Raw genomic sequence first — 17,811 nt, 5'->3', positions numbered from 1 at the left:
CGGTACATATTCCCTGCCTATGCAGTTGATGACAGTTAAAGAACCGTCTTATTGCAGGATAGGTATCGACTTATACGATATCTAATTATCTCTTTTCACTAATCAATAATAAAAACGGTAACCTTGAAAAACAACGAATTAGAATGGCAGGCGTTACGTCCTGATTACGCCTCCTACCAAACTTTCTTTCAAACAGCATCTCAATTACCTGCATCTCTACTTCGTGAGGTTCAACCTCGCCTGTATGAAAGCCTGCAATGGTTAAACAATGCAGATTCAGGGCAGTTTATGCTGTTAAAAGCGGATGATTCTACTGCTTACTTTGATATGCTGACAGACACATTAACGCAATCAGGGATCAAAACTGATCCTGTTGTTGGCAGTTATCAAGCAGAAACCAATAAAATCGATTGGCAAGAAAATGTACAAGGTGCATTTTCATCATCAGAATCTATTACTTGTTGCCAATGGATAGAGCCAGAACAACTCTTTGGTTCATTCTATTGCCATAAAGACGAAGTTACCCTCAGCCCAGGTTTATTGCATAAAGTAAATGGAGGCATTTTAGTCCTCTCTATAAAATCTTTACTTGCACAACCACTAATGTGGTTCCGCCTTAAAAAAATGGTTGAAGAGCAGCGTTTTGAATGGCTTGTTTGGAATGACAATCAATCCCTGCCTTTGCCTATTGAAAGCATGCCTCTCAATTTACGGGTTATTTTAGTCGGTGATAGATTAAGCCTTGAAGAGCTTGAATTTATGGAGCCTGAGCTAAGTAGCACTGCTTTATATGGTGAATATGAATACGATATGTATTTAGAAGACGAAACCGCTCTTTCTCAATGGTGTGGCTTTGTAAATTCATTGTGCCAAAAATATAGCCTCCCTTCTCTATCTGCGGATGCTTGGGAAGTCTTGCTAACACAAGCAGCAAGACAACATGAAGATCAGCTAATGCTGAGCCTAGATTTAGAATGGATCTTACGCCAGCTTCGTTATGCAATTCGTTTTAATCATGGTCCTTCTCTAAATGCTGATGCATTGAAAAAAGCAGAAGAAAATCGCCTATGGCGACACAGTTATTTATTAGAACGTAGTCGTGATGAGATTTTACAAGACCAAGTAATGATACAAACAGAAGGTGAAGCTGTTGGTCAAATCAATGGACTTTCTGTCTTGGATTACCCTGGATATCCTGATTTAATCGGAGAACCGACTCGCATTACCTGCGTTGCACATATAGGTGATGGTGAGTTTACAGATGTTGAGCGAAAAGCTGAGCTTGGTGGCAATCTTCATGCTAAAGGAATGATGATTATGCAAGCTTACTTAAACTCAGAATTACGTTTAGACCAACCACAGCCATTTAGCACCTCGATTGTTTTTGAACAATCATATGGTGAGGTGGATGGTGATAGCGCCTCTCTGGCTGAATTATGTGCTTTTATTAGCACTCTGGCACAACAACCTATTGATCAACAAATTGCTGTTACAGGTGCCGTTGATCAATTTGGTCAAGTCCAACCGATTGGCGGCGTAAACCAGAAAATCGAAGGCTTCTTTGATATCTGCCAACAAAGAGGGCTAACTGGTGCACAAGGCGTAATTATTCCTCTTGCCAATATTCGCCATCTTGTACTCAACGAAAATGTGCAACAAGCGGTAAAAGAAGAAAAATTTCATATTTGGCCTGTCACTCATGTAGCGGAAGCGATAACGTTACTGACGCGTCAGCCATATTATGAAGAGCAATGTGAACCAGAACAATCAGACTCACACTTGTTAGCTGTTATTCATGATCGTATAACACTTGCAAATAATCAGGATAGACCTAAATTACCTTGGTTCTTACGTCTATTCAGATAATTCTGTTTCAAGTGATCGGAGTTGTTCAGCGTACAAGTGTAAGCTATTCTGTTGTCTTACACTTGATAAAGGCTATATAGACAATGGTTGATAAACGCGAATCTTATTCTAAAGAAGACCTCATTGCTTCAGGCCGTGGTGAATTATTTGGCCAAGATGGCCCACCACTGCCATCTGGTAATATGCTAATGATGGATCGCATCATTAAAATGACAGAAGATGGCGGCACCCATAATAAAGGCTTTATCGAAGCAGAATTCGATATCAAGCCAGATTTATGGTTCTTTGATTGCCACTTCGTGAATGATCCTGTTATGCCAGGTTGCTTAGGCCTAGATGCCATGTGGCAACTTGTTGGCTTCTATCTTGGCTGGCTTGGTGGTGAAGGTAAAGGCCGTGCGCTTGGTGTTGGTGAAGTTAAATTCACTGGGCAAATATTACCAACAGCAAAGAAAGTTACCTATAAAATTGATTTCAAACGTGTTATCAATCGTAAACTGATCATGGGTATTGCCGATGGTGAAGTGTATGTTGATGGTAAGCTGATTTATGAAGCAAAAGACTTAAAAGTTGGCTTATTTAAAGATACAACTGCATTCTAAGATAGATAACAACCCGAATCTATTATAGAAATACCGTGTAACATAAAGTACACGGTATTTTTTTATCTATGCTAACAACGTATTTATTTTTTTATAAAAAACAGATCATATTCAACTCAGTTTTTATCAATACATGCTGTCGATTGTTTATCTTTTAGATACTGAAAATATTGTTTAATTTTAAGAGAGAAAAATAAGCTGTATGTAAGATAAACAAGTAATCCTACTAAAAATAAGATCCCTAATACTTCACCTGAATTTTCTGCTTGATTACTACCACTTGTATTATCCAATGTATTTTGCATACCTACGACTATTGCAATAGTGATAGGAAGCATTGATATACTCCAGAATATTTTTAGCATCATCGATGCTATTTCTTTATTCATAAAGATAACAAAAAGAGTAATAACATATAAAGTTGGGAGAGCAAAAGTTTGTATCAAACTCCACAATATAGAAAGATAAGCTATTAAATTTAAATTTTCGCTATCTTTTATAGATATGCCCACTAAAGTAGAAACACTAGTAAATGAAGATATTAATTGCCCTAAAGTAAAGAAAATAAAAACAATTAATATTATCCATAATGATATTGGTTTTTTCATTGAAATCTTCCTTGTAAATAAAAGTCGCTATCATAAATTAATCGATGTATAGTGTCATTATATTAATAAATAAAATTTATATATAAAGATAAATTTAATTTAAGTGAACTTTTTTTATTCCAAACAAATACTAAACTTAAAATTTATATCCACTTAGTATAAGTAGATTACGTCAAGAAATAATCGTATGGATATGATTATAAGCGCAATAGTAGAACTGTTGAGCTTTCTGATTGATCTTATCTTTTTTCTTTGCAAAGCAATTGGCTATAAGATCACAGTTTTATTGATTATATTTATTTGTATGTATGCTAATCAATTCAATATAAAATGGATCTTAGGTTTTTCTATAACCTCATTATGTTTATATAGTCCAAATTTATATAAGTTATTTAAAAAATCAAAAGGAAATCCTTAAGTTAAATTAATCGTCATAAAAATAATTTAAGGAAAATAAGTGATTAATAAAGGAAAAGTATCTAAAAAAATGCAGACTTTATGTTTTATTGTGGCATATTTCTGATATTTACATTTTCTATACCTTGGTTTACTTCAGAAAAAATTGATTGGCTCTATAATTCTGTTAATACAATACTTGCTATTTTTCTTACTATTTATGGGTTTCGTTTACGTAGAAATTCTTATAGATCAGAATAAAAAAATAATGACAATATAACGTAAAAAGGCTTACAAAAATGTAAGCCTTTTTTATATCCAAATTGATTGTTTGTTATTTATACTCAAATTGTCCTATGCTCAATATGTACATAGGAATATATATAAATAACCCTCGTTTTGATTGTCGGTAAAATCTTAGTGATAATATTCAATAGGACTCAAAATTAGCCATGATATATTTCACTACGACGGGTTATTTATTTTACCAGACTAGGGCGATCTTCCATCGCCTGTCGCCAGCCTCCAAGCCAATGTGAACGCGCATCAATGGCGAAATAAGGGCAAAGTTCTTTTGAACGACCTTGCATACCAGCTTGATAACCTTTCGATAATGCTCTTGCTAAACGATCTCGTTTCTGTCTTTTCATATCTAGACAACCCTCACGTTCTAAGTTTAAGCGGAAAGATAATGATTGTTTTTTCAACAACCACTATAAATTGATACGCTTTATTGCGCATTTAAGCAAGTAAAGAAGTTAATACAAATGTCATATTTGTGATGTTGAGCCAGCTAAAAATGTAATACCAAATGTTATTATTTATTTTATTTAATGATTTAATTTAAATATTATCTAATTCTTTTAATGGGTTATACCTAAAAAAACATAACCAATTGATATTTAGTAAAAATTATTAATTAAAAACAATTTTATTTATTTTTATCTTAGAAAATCAATAAATTAAATAAGATATAATAATGTTTATTTTTATGTTTATGTCAATATAAGACTTAGTTTATAAATATAACTTTTTGCTCTATTTTTATTTTTTCGTAGAAAATTCTTTTTAATTACCTTTGCTTTATTAAGGAATTAGCCATCATTGGAGGTAAAATAAGCTATTAATACCTCTTACATACTTCTATTAATTCAAACTCTTCAAATACAAGTTACATATCTTCTAAAAAAAATGCTATGCAATACGCCAAGCTTAACTCTTCTTCATTTTATTCTTTTAGATATAAACAAAAACCCAATATTCAACTTAAATACAATTTAAAAGAATATTGGGTTTAAATAAACGTAATGCTAAGTCAGTTAGTATTGAGCTTGAATTGCTTTCGCTATCTCAGAAACAACTTGCTCCCATCCCTGCCCTAATGTACGCACTAAAGCAGGATAACCATCTTCCGTTTGTGTTAAAACTAAAGAAAATGGCTGATTAATAACCTTATTATTTTCAGCGTAGATCCAGTCACCTGAAATAATCACTTGCCCATCATAACGGCCTTGGAAGTAATTAACGGTAACGGTTAATTTCGCAAGATTATCTTCAACCGGTTGATTAGCAACAACTGTATCCGGCAATGCTTTTGTTAAACCTGAAATAAGGTTCTGTTGTAATTGCTGATCAAGTGGATTAATCCATAAATGTTGATTAGCCACGGTATAGTTAATATCTGTCGTTTGATAAACAATTCCTGCATTAACTAGCATATTAGACAAACGGATCGGCTGAACCCAAATTTGGGGCTTCTTGGCTGACTGTGTTGTCGAGACTTGTTCTGACACGCCACCTTGATAAACATCGGGCAACTGATAATACGTTTTATCAATCTGACTTGAACATGCCGTTAGCATCAATACAAATACCCCAATGATGTATTTCATTATTTTTCAGCCCTCTTCGGTTCTGGATCTTTACCTTCCTTCGCTTCAAAAATTAATGCGTTGCTCTTATTGTTCAATGTTTTCAATAAAGGCTGCATCTCTCTTAAAACCTGATCAAGCTGCTGCATATTATCAATCATTTTTCCGTATGCAGGAGAGCCCGGTTGGAAGCCTTGCATACTGCGATTAATCTCTTTCAATGACTGTTGAATATCATTAGGAAGATTTCTAAATTCATCACTACCAATCATGGCATTCAATGCTTTTAGTGTCTCTTTCGCTTCAGCAACTGCTTTTTGGCTTTCAACTAACGTTGCCGTCATCTCTTTAAGCATTGGCTCAACAGGAAGATTGTTGATCTTATCAAGAGATGTCATGACTTTTTGCTGAATTTGCGCTAAACCTGAACTTGTAGTCGGTATTTGTTGGAAACCAGCAACTTCTTGAGGGCCTTCCCATTTTGTTGCATCAGGGTAGAAATCAAGGTCAATATAAAGCGCACCAGTTAAAAGATTTCCCGATTTTAAAGAAGCTCTTAGCCCATTATTAGAGGCTGAAGTGATCTCTTTGACGAAGTCAAAACTTTCACCAACATCATTAGCAAAACGCTCTGGTTCAACATGAATTAGCACTGGAATACGAAAATCTTTATCCAGTGATTGTTGCATGCCTTTAGTGTAATAAGGTACTTGAACAACAGTACCCATGCGAATTCCACGGAATTCAACAGGTGCCCCCGCCTGTAATCCCCTTACAGAATCAGAGAAAAACATAATGTAACTGCGATAATCAGTATATAGCGAGTTTTGAATGCTCTTCTCATTATCGTAAAGTTTAAATTCTGTTTTAGGTGCTATTTGATCGCCTGGTAACCATCCGTTTGGAACATCAAAACTAACGCCACCACTAAACAATGTGGAAAGTGATGCCATTTCAACACGAACACCCGATGAAGACATATCAAAGGCGATACCTGAATCTTTCCAGAATCTCACATTAGATGTCACCATTTTGTCATAAGGTGCTTTGATAAAGAGTTGATAATGCATATCTCTTGTATCAATATTGAATTCACTGGTTTCAACTGAACCAACTTGGTAACCTCTAAATAAAACTGGGTCGCCTGCATTTAATTGACCTGCTTTTTCACTCACTAAATTAATGCGAATACCTTTTGCATCAGGCGAAGCGAGTGGCGGTGAATCAAGAAGGTTAAACTCATCTTCTTCTTTACCCGTTAATCCCGGTTGTAGCTCAATATATGCGCCTGAAAGCAAGGTGCCTAAACCCGTTACACCCTCTTTACCTATTTGCGGTCTTACAACCCAGAATGCGGTATCTGCACGTAATAACTCTTTCATGCCAGTATCAAGGCGCGCTGTGATGATAACGCGACTAAAATTGCTATCGAGTGTGACACTTTCGACTAAACCGATATCCACACTGCGGCTTTTAATTTTGGTTTTACCTGCTTCAATGCCATCTGCATTATAGGTAATTAATGTAACTTCTGGACCCTGATGGCTGAAATGATAATAAAGTATCCATGCACCTATCAGTAAGGTGACAAGTGGTATGATCCAAACTGGAGACCAGCTTTTTAGTTTGTTAATTTTTGCTTCAGTTAAAGCAGTTTCATTCTTTTCAGTCACCCTTAGGCTCCTTAATCGTGGGTTTATCATCATCGGTTGTACACTTATCCCACGTCAACCGAGGATCAAACATCATTGCAGAGAACATAGTTAGCACTACAACCAATGCAAATAGCACCACACCAAAATCAGGATAGATGCTCATCAGACGTCCCATTCTGACTAATGAAGCTAAAACAGCAATTACAAAGACGTCAATCATCGACCAACGCCCTACATATTCAACAACTTCGTAGAGAAAATGCATTCTAGCAGGATCTCTTTTCCCATTAGATTTGTGTGCATCCCAACACAACCAAGCTATTGCTACCATTTTTAAACTTGGCACCATAATACTGGCAATAAATATCACCATTGCAACAGGATAAGAACCATCTTCCCAGAGCAAAATAACCCCTGCCATAATGGTTGAATAAAGGTTATTACCCAATGACTCAGTCACCATAATCGGCAATAAATTCGCGGGGATATAGAGGATCAACGAAGTAATCAACAGTGATACTGTCCATTGCAAGCTTTTCGGCCTTCTTGCATGTCCTTTGACTTCACAACGACTACATTCATATTGGTCGGCAGGTAAAATTGCCGTACATGAACGACATAATCTTACACCTTGTTTTAATCCCGGCTTACCCGATTCTATGTCAGGATAAGCAGGACGAGGCTCTAATTTTTCCCATAAAGTATGCCTATCAAGACATTGGAAAGCACGAATTTGAAATAAGCAATAAAGCACATAAGGTGGGAAACTCAACCCCAGCCCAATATCACCATAAGCCATTAATTTTACAAAGCTAACTAAAATTCCTGCAAGAAAAATTTCTGCCATACACCACGATTTTAGTTGAAATAAAATACGCGATAACCAAATTTGTAGCTTTCTTGGTAATTTAACGGGTGTGCAAAGAAGCAAGATTGCGATCATGCAAAAAGCGGGCACAATCTGCACAAACAATAGGAAAAAGGCACCTAGTTCAACGTAGTTTTCACTAAACATCACCGTTGGAATTTGCATCAGTGTGACATTATTAGCAATACCTGCCACTTCCATACTAACAAAAGTAAATTGGCTCGCCATTAACAGCATAAACAATGCGCTGATTGCTAACGCAACAGGTTGATAAAAAGGTTGGCGCCAACGTGCAGTTAGCACAGTATGGCAGCGAGGACATGTTGCTTTTGTTCCTTGTACTAATTCAGGAACACTGACCACCAGATCGCACTGAGGACATAATATTTGCTCATGTTTATGTTCATGACGATGTTGTTGACCAGAGCACACAGCGACACCTCTTATTTAGAATAATCAATAAAAGAATATTTAATCCAGAAAGTAAAACGGGGCGTGATGCCCCGTTTTCGGTTGGCTATTCGCCGTTTTGCATCAATTCTAGCTCTTGCCATCTGTCAAAAGCCGTTTCAAGCTCTTGTTCTTTGTCAGCAAGCGCCTTTAAGACTTTTTCTGTCTCTTCATGAGGACGAGTAAAGAAATCCGCCCCACTTACTTCTTCTTGTAATTCACTTAACTGCGTTTCTAAGCTTTCTAATTTAGCGGGAAGTTGCTCAAGCTCTCGTGTCAAATGATAACTTAACTTATTAGTACGAGTGTTCTTTTTAGAGCTATCTTTTACTTTTGCTTCTTTTTCAGCTTTTTCTGGTGCGTTGCGTGATTTATTTGTCTCACTCTTTAGTGAAACCGACTGTGCTCGTTGTTGCTGAGCATCGTAATATCCACCAACGTAGCTGTTAATAACACCATCACCTTCAAAGATCCAACACTCAGTAACACTATTATCAACAAATTCACGGTCATGGCTAACCAGTAAAACAGTGCCTTGGTAAGCATCAACGAGCTCTTCTAGTAATTCCAATGTTTCAACATCGAGATCATTGGTTGGCTCATCGAGAATAAGTAAATTACTAGGTTTTAAGAATAAACGTGCTAATAATAGACGGTTTCTCTCACCCCCTGAAAGTGCGCGAACAGGAGTCATCGCACGTTTAGGTGGGAATAAGAAATCTTGCAAATAACCAAGTACATGGCGAGGACGGCCATTTACCATCACCTCTTGCTTACCTTCTGCAAGGTTATCCATGACTGTTTTATCAGGATCAAGTGTCGCACGGTGCTGATCAAAGTAAGCGACTTCAAGCTTAGTACCACAATGAACTCGTCCGCTGTCTGCTTTTAAATCGCCTAACATGAGTTTCAATAAAGTGGTTTTACCGCAACCATTTGGCCCCACCAGCGCAATTTTATCACCACGTTGTACTTTGGCAGAAAAGTCACGAACTAACTTACGCATTCCAATGCTGTAATTAACATCTTCAAGTTCAAATACAATTTTACCAGAGCGAGTTGCTTCTTCGACCTGCATACGAGCACTGCCTAACACTTCACGGCGTTCGCTACGCTCAACACGCAGTGCTTTTAATGCTCTTACACGACCTTCGTTACGAGTGCGTCGTGCTTTAATGCCTTGGCGTATCCACGCTTCTTCTTGCGCTAATTTGCGATCAAACTCTGCGTTTTGTTGCTCTTCAACACGCAATGCTTCTTCTTTGCTTTCAAGATACTTATCGTAATTTCCCGGCCATGAAGAAAGTTTTCCACGATCAAGATCGATAATACGCGTTGCCATATTACGGATAAATGAACGGTCATGGGAAATAAACACGATACTTCCTTGGAAATCTTTTAAGAATTTCTCAAGCCAAAGGATCGTTTCAATATCAAGGTGGTTTGTTGGTTCATCTAAAAATAGTACTCTTGGTGCGCTGACTAGTGCGCGCCCTAATGCTGCTTTTCTTAACCAACCACCTGATAAAGAAGAAAGCTCTGCTTCACCCTCTAAACCGAGTTTTTCTAGTACTTCTGCAATTCGGCTATCAAGCAACCACAAGTTACGACTATCAAGTACTTCTTGTAGCTCTGCCATTTTATTGAGATTTTTATCAGAAGGATCTGTCTCAATCAGTTTAGAAATATGGTGATAATCCGTTAGATATTTAGCATCTTCTTCAACGCCTTCTGCAACAAAGTCAAAAATAGTGCCTTCAATATCTCTTGGGGGATCTTGCTGTAAGCGAGCAGTTACAAGATCTTGCTCATAAACAACTTGACCATCATCTAAAGGTTGCTCTTTAGATAACACTCTTAATAGTGTTGATTTACCCGCACCATTGCGCCCAACTAAACAAACGCGTTCATTTTCTTCAATAAATAAATCGGTGCTATCTAATAGTGGGGCATCACTGAAAGATAAGTAAGCCCCAGTCAAACTAATTAACGGCATTGTAAATTATTCCTCACCAGCATGAGTTAACAGCCAGCAATTGTGAATTTGACGGTTACGTGCAAAGTCTTGTGATAATGTTTTCTGTGTTATCTCTTTTGCACACAACCCAATTTTTGCTAACTCGTCATGTTCCATTTTGAATCCACGTTTATTATTTGAGAACATAATTGTTCCGCCTTTTCTCAACAAACGTTTTAAATGTTTCATTAGTTCAATGTGATCACGCTGTACATCAAAGGTATTTTCCATTCGTTTTGAGTTAGAAAACGTAGGCGGATCGATAAAGATCACATCAAATTGTTCGTTGCTCTGCATTAACCATTGAATGCAATCTGCTTGCATTAAACGGTGTTGTCTACCTGATAAGCCATTCGCTTGGAAGTTTTTCTCAGCCCATTCAAGATAAGTACGGGACATATCAACGGTTGTTGTGCTTTTTGCACCACCAATTCCTGCATGAACAGAAGCCGTACCGGTATAAGCAAAAAGATTTAAGAAGTCTTTTCCATTACTCATTTCACCCAGCATTTTTCGTGCAATACGGTGATCTAAGAACAATCCTGTATCGAGGTAATCGGTTAGATTTACCCAGAATTTTGCACCAAACTCGTCAACTAAGAAGAAATCACCTTTTTCGGCCATTTTTTCATACTGCTGCTTACCTTTTTGGCGTTGGCGTGTTTTTAAAATCAGTTGATCAGAACGTAATGCCAGTACTTCCATTGTTGCGCTAATTACATCAAATAAACGCTGGCGGGCTTTGTGTTCATTAACTGTTTTAGGTGGTGCATACTCTTGAATAACCACTTTATCGCCGTAACGGTCTACAGCAACATTATATTCAGGTAAATCAGCATCGTATAAGCGATAACATTCAATTTGCTGTTGTTTTGCCCATTTCGCGAGTTTTTTCTCATTTTTACGTAAACGGTTTGCAAAATCTTCCGCAAGTCCAGTGTTAATCGTGGATGGTGTATCAGAAAGTAAATAGTTCTTTTGTACACAATCAAGAGGACCATTTTTTGCTTTGAACTCTCGTTCAGCACGTAATTGAATGCAACTTAACAGTTCAGGTGATGCACTAAATAGTGACAATCTCCAACCTGGGAAGTGTGCTTTTATCGCTCTTCCTAATTGGCTATGCAGTGCAATTAATGCAGGCTCACTTTCTAAACGCTCACCATAAGGTGGATTGCTGATAATTGTCCCTTTTATTTCTGTTGAAACAGGGTTTGTCAGTTTAGCTGCATCACCGTGAGCAAATGTAATCAGTTCAGCCACATCCGCTCTGCGGGCATTGGCTCTCGCCATATCCAACACACGTTTATCAACATCAAAGCCATAAAAACGCGCTGTTGTATTCTTTTTGCCTTCACGGAAACGGGCAAAAGCTTCATGAGTCACTTCTTTCCATAGCGCTTCATCGTGGCCTAACCAATGACGGAATCCCCAATGCACTCGATTTAATGCTGGCGCACAATCAGTCGCCATCATAGCTGCTTCAATTAATAATGTACCAGAGCCACACATTGGATCGATTAATGGTGTGTCAGTTTTCCAACCTGAACGCATAATAATTGCAGCAGCTAAATTTTCTTTTAAAGGCGCTTGACCTGTTAAATCACGATAACCACGTTGATGTAAACCATCGCCACTTAAGTCTAAAGATAGCGAGGCTTTTTCTTTATGAAGATGGATAGTTAAGCGGATATCAGGAGATTGTTTAGCGACATCTGGACGTTGCCCTATTTTACGTTGGAATGAGTCAACGATGGCATCTTTCGCTTTTAATGCGCCATATTGGCTATTACGAATAATGTCATTCGTGCCATTAAAATGAATAGCAAAAGTCTGATCAACAGTAAAAATCTCACTCCAATCAATTGCCTGCACACCAAGATATAAGTCTAGATCACTATAAACATTGAATTCATTTAACGGCAACATAATACGCGACGCTAAACGGCTCCAAAGTAAAGACTGATACATGGTTTTATCATCAGCACGGAAATAAACACCGCCTTGTGTTATCTGGCAAGCCTGAGCACCTAAGTGTTCAAGTTCAGATTTTAATAGTTCTTCCAGACCTCGGCCTGTGCTGGCAAACAGAGAGCGCATAATATTGTTACCACCTAAAATAAAATTGTTGGGCATTATAGCTAATTGTATTACGTTGTCATAAAGTTACTGGCTATAAAAAATAATAATGTCTTTTTGGGAGCACTGATGATCAACGTTTCACGCCTTTATATACACCCAGTTAAATCAATGAAGGGAATTCGACTTTCTCATGCATTTGCTCGTGAGAGCGGATTCACGTTTGATCGCGATTTTATGATAACCACCCCTGAAGGGACTTTTATCACGGCACGAAAATTTCCCGTTTTGCTGTGTTTTATTCCCACAGTCATGGCAAATGGTATTTATATTCAAGCTCCTGATGGTGAAGGCATTGCTATCACCTATCAAGATTTTGAAACCACATTGCAACCGACAGAAGTTTGGGGCAACCATTTTACCGCGTATGTGGCTCCAGATGAAATAAATCAGTGGTTCAGTCGTTATTTAAAAATGGATGTTCAACTTCGTTGGACTGGCGAAAAATCGACACGCCGAGTGAAAAAGAATCCAGAAACCGCTGTTTCTTTCGCTGATGGTTACCCTTACTTATTAATTAATGAAGCCTCATTTCAATACTTACAACAGCGTTGCCCCGCTTCAATTAATATTGAGCAATTTCGAGGTAATATCCTCATAACAGGTGCAAAGCCTTTTGAAGAAGATACTTGGCAGACTATTCGTGTTGGCTCTGTTGTGATGGACCTGATGAAACCTTGTAGCCGTTGCATCATGACCACTATAAGTATAGATAAAGGTGTTAAACATCCTAACACAGAACCACTCGCAACACTGCAAACATTCCGTAGCGATGAAACAGGTGATGTCGATTTTGGTCAAAATGTCATCATTCGTCAAACTGGCATAATTCGTGTGGGAGATACTGTTGAGGTATTAGCTTATAAAGAAGCGAAACAATATCTTGTAACGGCACCTGTTGAAACACAATCAACACCTATTGTTGAACACGCACAAGAGCAAACTGTCAGCATTGAATTTAACGGTGAAATTTTTGAGGGTAATAACCAAGAAGTCCTGTTAGAACAGCTTGAAAATAATGGTTATGTTATTCCTTATAGTTGCCGAGCTGGCCTTTGTGGCTCTTGTGTTATCCAATTAGATGAAGGCGATGTTAATGCATTAAAAGCCGGAGCAATTAAACGCTCAGGTAAGATTTTAGCCTGTAGTTGCATTCCTAAAGGTAATGTGAAACTTTCACTTAAAGATAATAAAAATCAAATAGATATAAACAAAAAAATGAAATAAAGAACTCAATATAAACACAGTTATGTATGATATATATCGTTATCAGTAAATATTAAATTGATTAATTTTACCCCAATCATATATAACTGAGTTTATTGATGCACCCTCGATACCATTGCATTGGCAGTATTATGATTTTCCAGAACTGCATCACCTTATTAAGTACAAAGGTAATGAAAAAAATTTATTGGGAATGAGCAAGTTAGTTTATTAACCAACTGATTTTTCTATGATATCTCCAGTGCAAAAAAAAGTCTCCGTTAAGAGACTTTCAAAATGATGTAAGTGAATATTATATGCGCTTGTTCATTACCATTTATCACGGTAATCGAAAGAAATTTGGTAAATATACTTATTCAATTCAATTTTATGTGTAACATGCTTTTGAATAGCTTTAACCCAATCTTCATGTAAATCAAAAACCCCATTATTAATGATATTTTCATCTTTCGGATCAATTGTTTCATCAATCAAAAAATCATCATCACCAAAATCTTTTGAGTATTCCTCGCCTATAATTTCTTCTGTTTTTTTATCAAACCATTGAGTATGTAATTTCAATCCCATAATCTTATCTACCTTATAGAAATTTTTTGATATTGCGTTTAGGATCTGCTGGTTTTAACTGATTACCCGTTTTTGGATCAAATGCCCCAATATGCTGTCCATCACTAGCGCGATATCCTTCCAGCTCACCATGCTGTGAATCCCACTCATAGATCCTTCGCCCTTTATCACCTTTCCAGCGATTATGTTTGCCTGCTCCACCTTGTTTAGGTGTTTTACCTTAGACAGGCTTAAGGATACCCAATCCTTTAATATCTTCAGTTTTTGGTGCTGGATGATAACTATGACCACGCTCTTTTACGCCTTGGCGGGGTTTATCTTTTTTCCCTGTCGATAAATAAATTGGTTTTATTCCCAATTCCCATGGAAACACCAAAATTATAGGCTCTTTCAGCGAAGACTGTTCTTTCTCACTTTCTGTAAAAAAAGTGAGGGTATCTAAAGGTAAGTTATTAAACCTAGGAATATCATATACCTTACCAAGTAGATATCTATGTCTTTCTGGCTGAGGTAATGCAGTACCCGTTAAGATCTCCGCACTACCAATCTGAACAATTCTTTCTTGTTTCTCATTTGGTAAAGTATAAGCAAAAATACCTTTCTCAACAGTTTTTCTCGCTTCAACTACTCGAGTTTTAACTGGTACATTCGTTTTCACTAACTCAATTTGTTTTGTTCCATTAACTACCTGTTCAATGACAGTAGCCGAGGTATTAATTATCCCTTTTTGCTTTGCAATATCTCTTAATTGCGCTTCTTTAGGAATATTTAATCTCTGACATGCCGCAGTAAGCGCAGTTTCTTTATTTTGGGGAAATTCTTGATAAATCATCGAAGGGTATCTATCACTCCCTACTCCAACTGGAGGAGAATACAGAATGAGGCCTGCACCTAAACCTAATGCACGACCTAAAATAGCCCCCAACGTTTCTGATGCAACCGTTGCATTTGTCGTTGTTACCACTGGAGTAAAAATAGCCACTGGGGCTAAATTAGCTTTATTGATACTCTTTCCTGGGATTAACGTAGATTGAGCAGATGTTATTGCTGTATTTAACTCAGCAGAAATACTGATTTGCTGCTTAGGTGCCGAAGTTAACATTTGAACAATAGAATCATATGATCCAACCGCTTTCTTTAAACTACCACTCATCATCCCTGCACACTGTAGATAACGCTGAGAATAAATTTTTATCGCTTTGGTTATATCACCTTCCCTGAAAGCATCCATCATCTCTTTACAATGCTTATCTTTTGTTAAAAAGATGCAATCTATTTTTGCACATACAGGGCAAATATTACGCTTCATTACCTCGATCGGTTTGACACGTTCACTCATATAAATTCCTTTTTATATTCAATCATACAATGACGATAGTGATCTAATATGACCAACACACCATTATTTGACTATTCTGTTTTTTGATACAAGTGTTATAAACCTCCTGATCTATAGCTCACATTTGACATAAAGAAGATAATTTTCCCTTACCTTATTTTTTATTTTAAATAAAACAGTTTATTTAATAAGAATTATCTTATTAAGAACTCAATAATGAATTATCAATAAACTCATTTTATTTTTTAGAAAAAGATTACAGAAAGAGAGTAATGAAGATTTGATTTTAGGGAGTATTGTTTGGGGTGAATTTGTTTTTAGAATGTTATAAATAATGAGTGACGATAAAAAGAGTAAGTCCTTTTTACTCTTTTTGTTAAATAACTTTTTCGTACAAAAATGATCCTGACTCTGACTCTTTATGGTAATTGCTTAACCTATCATTCATAATTTTTATTGGGTCACAAAAATTAAGAGTTCTATCAAATAATGTTAACTGAGGTTGAGCTAATAAACATAAACAAGCTTGAGCCCCCACTTCAGTCACTAAAAAAAGAGCGGTTTCGCCTTCTTCTTTTAATGAGGCTTCTACCACTTGAGATAAATAAGGGTTGATTTGATTATTGTTAACTTCAAAATACCAACTCTTAGGCATCAGCGGCTTTAAAAAGCGATGGGCTATTAATGCATTTAAAGCTAATTCAGCTCTTGATTCTGATGGCATATCTATTTGTCGAATTTGCTCATCGTATCCATAATAAAGAGCTGCATCATCGACGGTAAAAGATGCTGATTGTCGAGCACTCTCACTCAACATTTTGCTTGGAAAGCGGGAACGAAAAACCATACCATTTGCTAAATCAAGCATTAATTTTTGTTGCTCAACATCAAAATACCAACGCCAGCGATCATCGGGTTTTATTATCACTAATTAATCCCCCTTCGATTCATTCCCTGTTTTATACTCTGATAAACAATCAAAATTAAATGACCTAAATAAAATATTTAATATCACCTAACAAAAACAGGATTCATTTTACTATTAATTAAGCACAATCAGTGCAATTTAATAAAAAATAACCAACTAGGGGCAATATAAACGAGTTAGGGGCAGAAGAAAAGCCCCTAACTCATTATTAAATGTATTTAGATATGATTAATTATAGATTTGATAAGTGCAGGACCTTGATAAATGAATCCTGAATAGACTTGAATTAGAGAAGCACCAGCATCCATTTTTTCTCTAGCTGCCGTTAGTGAATCAATTCCACCTACACCAATAATAGGTAATGCACCTTTTAATTCTTCATTTAATTGACGGATTATTTGTGTACTTTTTGATTGTACCGGACGACCACTTAATCCACCCGCTTCATTACAATGATTTAATCCACTCACTAATGATTTATCTAATGTGGTATTTGTCGCAATAACACCATCAATATGATGACGCACTAAGCTATCTGCAACTTGAATTAATTCTTCATGTGTTAAATCAGGCGCAATTTTAACTGCAACAGGAACATATTTTTGATATTTTCCTTGCAACTCTAATTGTTTATTTTTAATTGCTGATAGCAGATCGTCTAATGCTTCACCATATTGTAATGTACGCAAACCTGGGGTATTTGGTGATGAGATATTAATTGCGATATAACCAGCATGAGCATAGACTTTTTCCATACAAATCAGATAGTCATCTTTACCTTGCTCTACTGGGGTATCTTTATTTTTACCGATATTAATGCCCAGTACACCGCCATAACGGGATTGTTTTACATTTTCAATTAGGTTATCAACACCGAGATTATTAAATCCCATACGGTTAATTAAGCCTTCGGCTTCCACTAAGCGGAATAAACGAGGTTTATCATTTCCCACTTGAGGACGTGGTGTCACCGTGCCAACTTCAATAAAACCAAATCCCATTGCACCCAGTGCATCTATACAATCACCGTTTTTATCAAGACCGGCGGCAAGACCAAGTGGATTTTTAAATGAGAGTCCCATACAGGAAACAGGTTTAGAAGGAAGTGACTGCTGAATAAGAAATTGAAATGGGGAATGAGATAAACGTTTTAACTGACGGAAGGTAAAATCATGGGCACGTTCAGGATCTAGCCGAAACAATGCCTTCCTTACTAAGGAATAATACATACGATCTCCATTGAGAATATCGGGTATTAGGAATGATATGTCTACGACA

The 17,811-nt window shown here is 36.8% G+C and carries 13 protein-coding genes and 1 pseudogene; 3 read left to right on the top strand and 11 right to left on the bottom strand.

Annotation, left to right across the window (positions count from 1 at the left end; translation table 11 throughout):
- The first annotated feature begins 123 nt into the window (after positions 1-123).
- Together ACNARN_RS07765 and fabA are read left to right on the top strand one after the other, a co-directional pair.
- On the top strand, positions 124-1,866 hold the full coding sequence (locus ACNARN_RS07765) for an AAA family ATPase (RefSeq protein ID WP_198620520.1): 1,743 nt from the start codon (positions 124-126) through the stop codon (positions 1,864-1,866).
- Positions 1,867-1,949: 83 nt separating this feature from the next.
- Positions 1,950-2,468 carry a bifunctional 3-hydroxydecanoyl-ACP dehydratase/trans-2-decenoyl-ACP isomerase gene (fabA, locus tag ACNARN_RS07760; RefSeq protein ID WP_023581351.1) on the top strand — a complete coding sequence of 173 codons (519 nt, stop codon included), beginning with the start codon at positions 1,950-1,952 and terminating at the stop codon, positions 2,466-2,468.
- Between the two features lie 116 nt (positions 2,469-2,584).
- Here the strand turns inward: fabA and ACNARN_RS07755 are convergent, their stop codons facing one another.
- From ACNARN_RS07755 to rlmKL, 7 genes are all read right to left on the bottom strand, one after another.
- On the bottom strand, positions 2,585-3,076 hold the full coding sequence (locus ACNARN_RS07755) for a hypothetical protein (protein ID WP_416304309.1): 492 nt from the start codon (positions 3,074-3,076) through the stop codon (positions 2,585-2,587).
- Positions 3,077-3,951: 875 nt separating this feature from the next.
- Positions 3,952-4,122, bottom strand: a complete 171-nt coding sequence (rmf, locus tag ACNARN_RS07750) for a ribosome modulation factor (protein ID WP_023581348.1) — start codon at positions 4,120-4,122, stop codon at positions 3,952-3,954.
- A gap of 669 nt (positions 4,123-4,791) precedes the next feature.
- Complete coding sequence (pqiC, locus tag ACNARN_RS07745; protein ID WP_109373548.1) at positions 4,792-5,364, bottom strand: membrane integrity-associated transporter subunit PqiC; 573 nt, start codon at positions 5,362-5,364, stop codon at positions 4,792-4,794.
- Positions 5,364-7,016, bottom strand: coding sequence for an intermembrane transport protein PqiB (pqiB, locus tag ACNARN_RS07740; protein ID WP_198632285.1), 1,653 nt, complete (start codon positions 7,014-7,016; stop codon positions 5,364-5,366). Before pqiB ends, pqiC begins: the two co-directional genes overlap by 1 nt.
- Positions 7,009-8,298, bottom strand: a complete 1,290-nt coding sequence (gene pqiA / locus ACNARN_RS07735) for a membrane integrity-associated transporter subunit PqiA (protein WP_109373546.1) — start codon at positions 8,296-8,298, stop codon at positions 7,009-7,011. Before pqiA ends, pqiB begins: the two co-directional genes overlap by 8 nt.
- A gap of 85 nt (positions 8,299-8,383) precedes the next feature.
- Positions 8,384-10,312: an ABC transporter ATP-binding protein gene (locus ACNARN_RS07730; RefSeq protein WP_198620516.1), complete on the bottom strand. Its 1,929-nt coding sequence runs from the start codon at positions 10,310-10,312 to the stop codon at positions 8,384-8,386.
- A gap of 6 nt (positions 10,313-10,318) precedes the next feature.
- Positions 10,319-12,433, bottom strand: coding sequence for a bifunctional 23S rRNA (guanine(2069)-N(7))-methyltransferase RlmK/23S rRNA (guanine(2445)-N(2))-methyltransferase RlmL (rlmKL, locus tag ACNARN_RS07725; RefSeq protein ID WP_198620515.1), 2,115 nt, complete (start codon positions 12,431-12,433; stop codon positions 10,319-10,321).
- 108 nt (positions 12,434-12,541) lie between these two features.
- On the opposite strand from rlmKL, the gene ACNARN_RS07720 reads away from it, so the two are divergent.
- Positions 12,542-13,699 (top strand): YcbX family protein, encoded by a 1,158-nt coding sequence (locus ACNARN_RS07720; protein ID WP_416304308.1) that lies wholly within the window; start codon positions 12,542-12,544, stop codon positions 13,697-13,699.
- 309 nt (positions 13,700-14,008) lie between these two features.
- Here the strand turns inward: ACNARN_RS07720 and ACNARN_RS07715 are convergent, their stop codons facing one another.
- The 4 genes and pseudogenes from ACNARN_RS07715 to pyrD all read right to left on the bottom strand — a co-directional run bounded on the left by ACNARN_RS07715 (position 14,009) and on the right by pyrD (position 17,762).
- Complete coding sequence (locus ACNARN_RS07715; RefSeq protein WP_160230123.1) at positions 14,009-14,266, bottom strand: colicin E3-like toxin immunity protein; 258 nt, start codon at positions 14,264-14,266, stop codon at positions 14,009-14,011.
- A 13-nt stretch (positions 14,267-14,279) separates the two neighbouring features.
- Positions 14,280-14,591 (bottom strand): annotated as a pseudogene (locus ACNARN_RS07710) (colicin E3/pyocin S6 family cytotoxin); the annotation flags it as partial.
- A 1,390-nt stretch (positions 14,592-15,981) separates the two neighbouring features.
- Positions 15,982-16,533, bottom strand: a complete 552-nt coding sequence (locus ACNARN_RS07705) for a cell division protein ZapC (RefSeq protein WP_196533064.1) — start codon at positions 16,531-16,533, stop codon at positions 15,982-15,984.
- A 218-nt stretch (positions 16,534-16,751) separates the two neighbouring features.
- Positions 16,752-17,762 (bottom strand): quinone-dependent dihydroorotate dehydrogenase, encoded by a 1,011-nt coding sequence (gene pyrD / locus ACNARN_RS07700; protein ID WP_099074980.1) that lies wholly within the window; start codon positions 17,760-17,762, stop codon positions 16,752-16,754.
- Positions 17,763-17,811 lie beyond the last annotated feature (49 nt).

The sequence above is a fragment of the Proteus sp. TSJ240517 genome (assembly GCF_047921575.1).
Lineage (GTDB): Bacteria > Pseudomonadota > Gammaproteobacteria > Enterobacterales > Enterobacteriaceae > Proteus.
The sequence above is the reverse complement of the archived record's forward strand: the minus strand, read 5'-3'. Positions and strand labels throughout refer to the sequence as shown.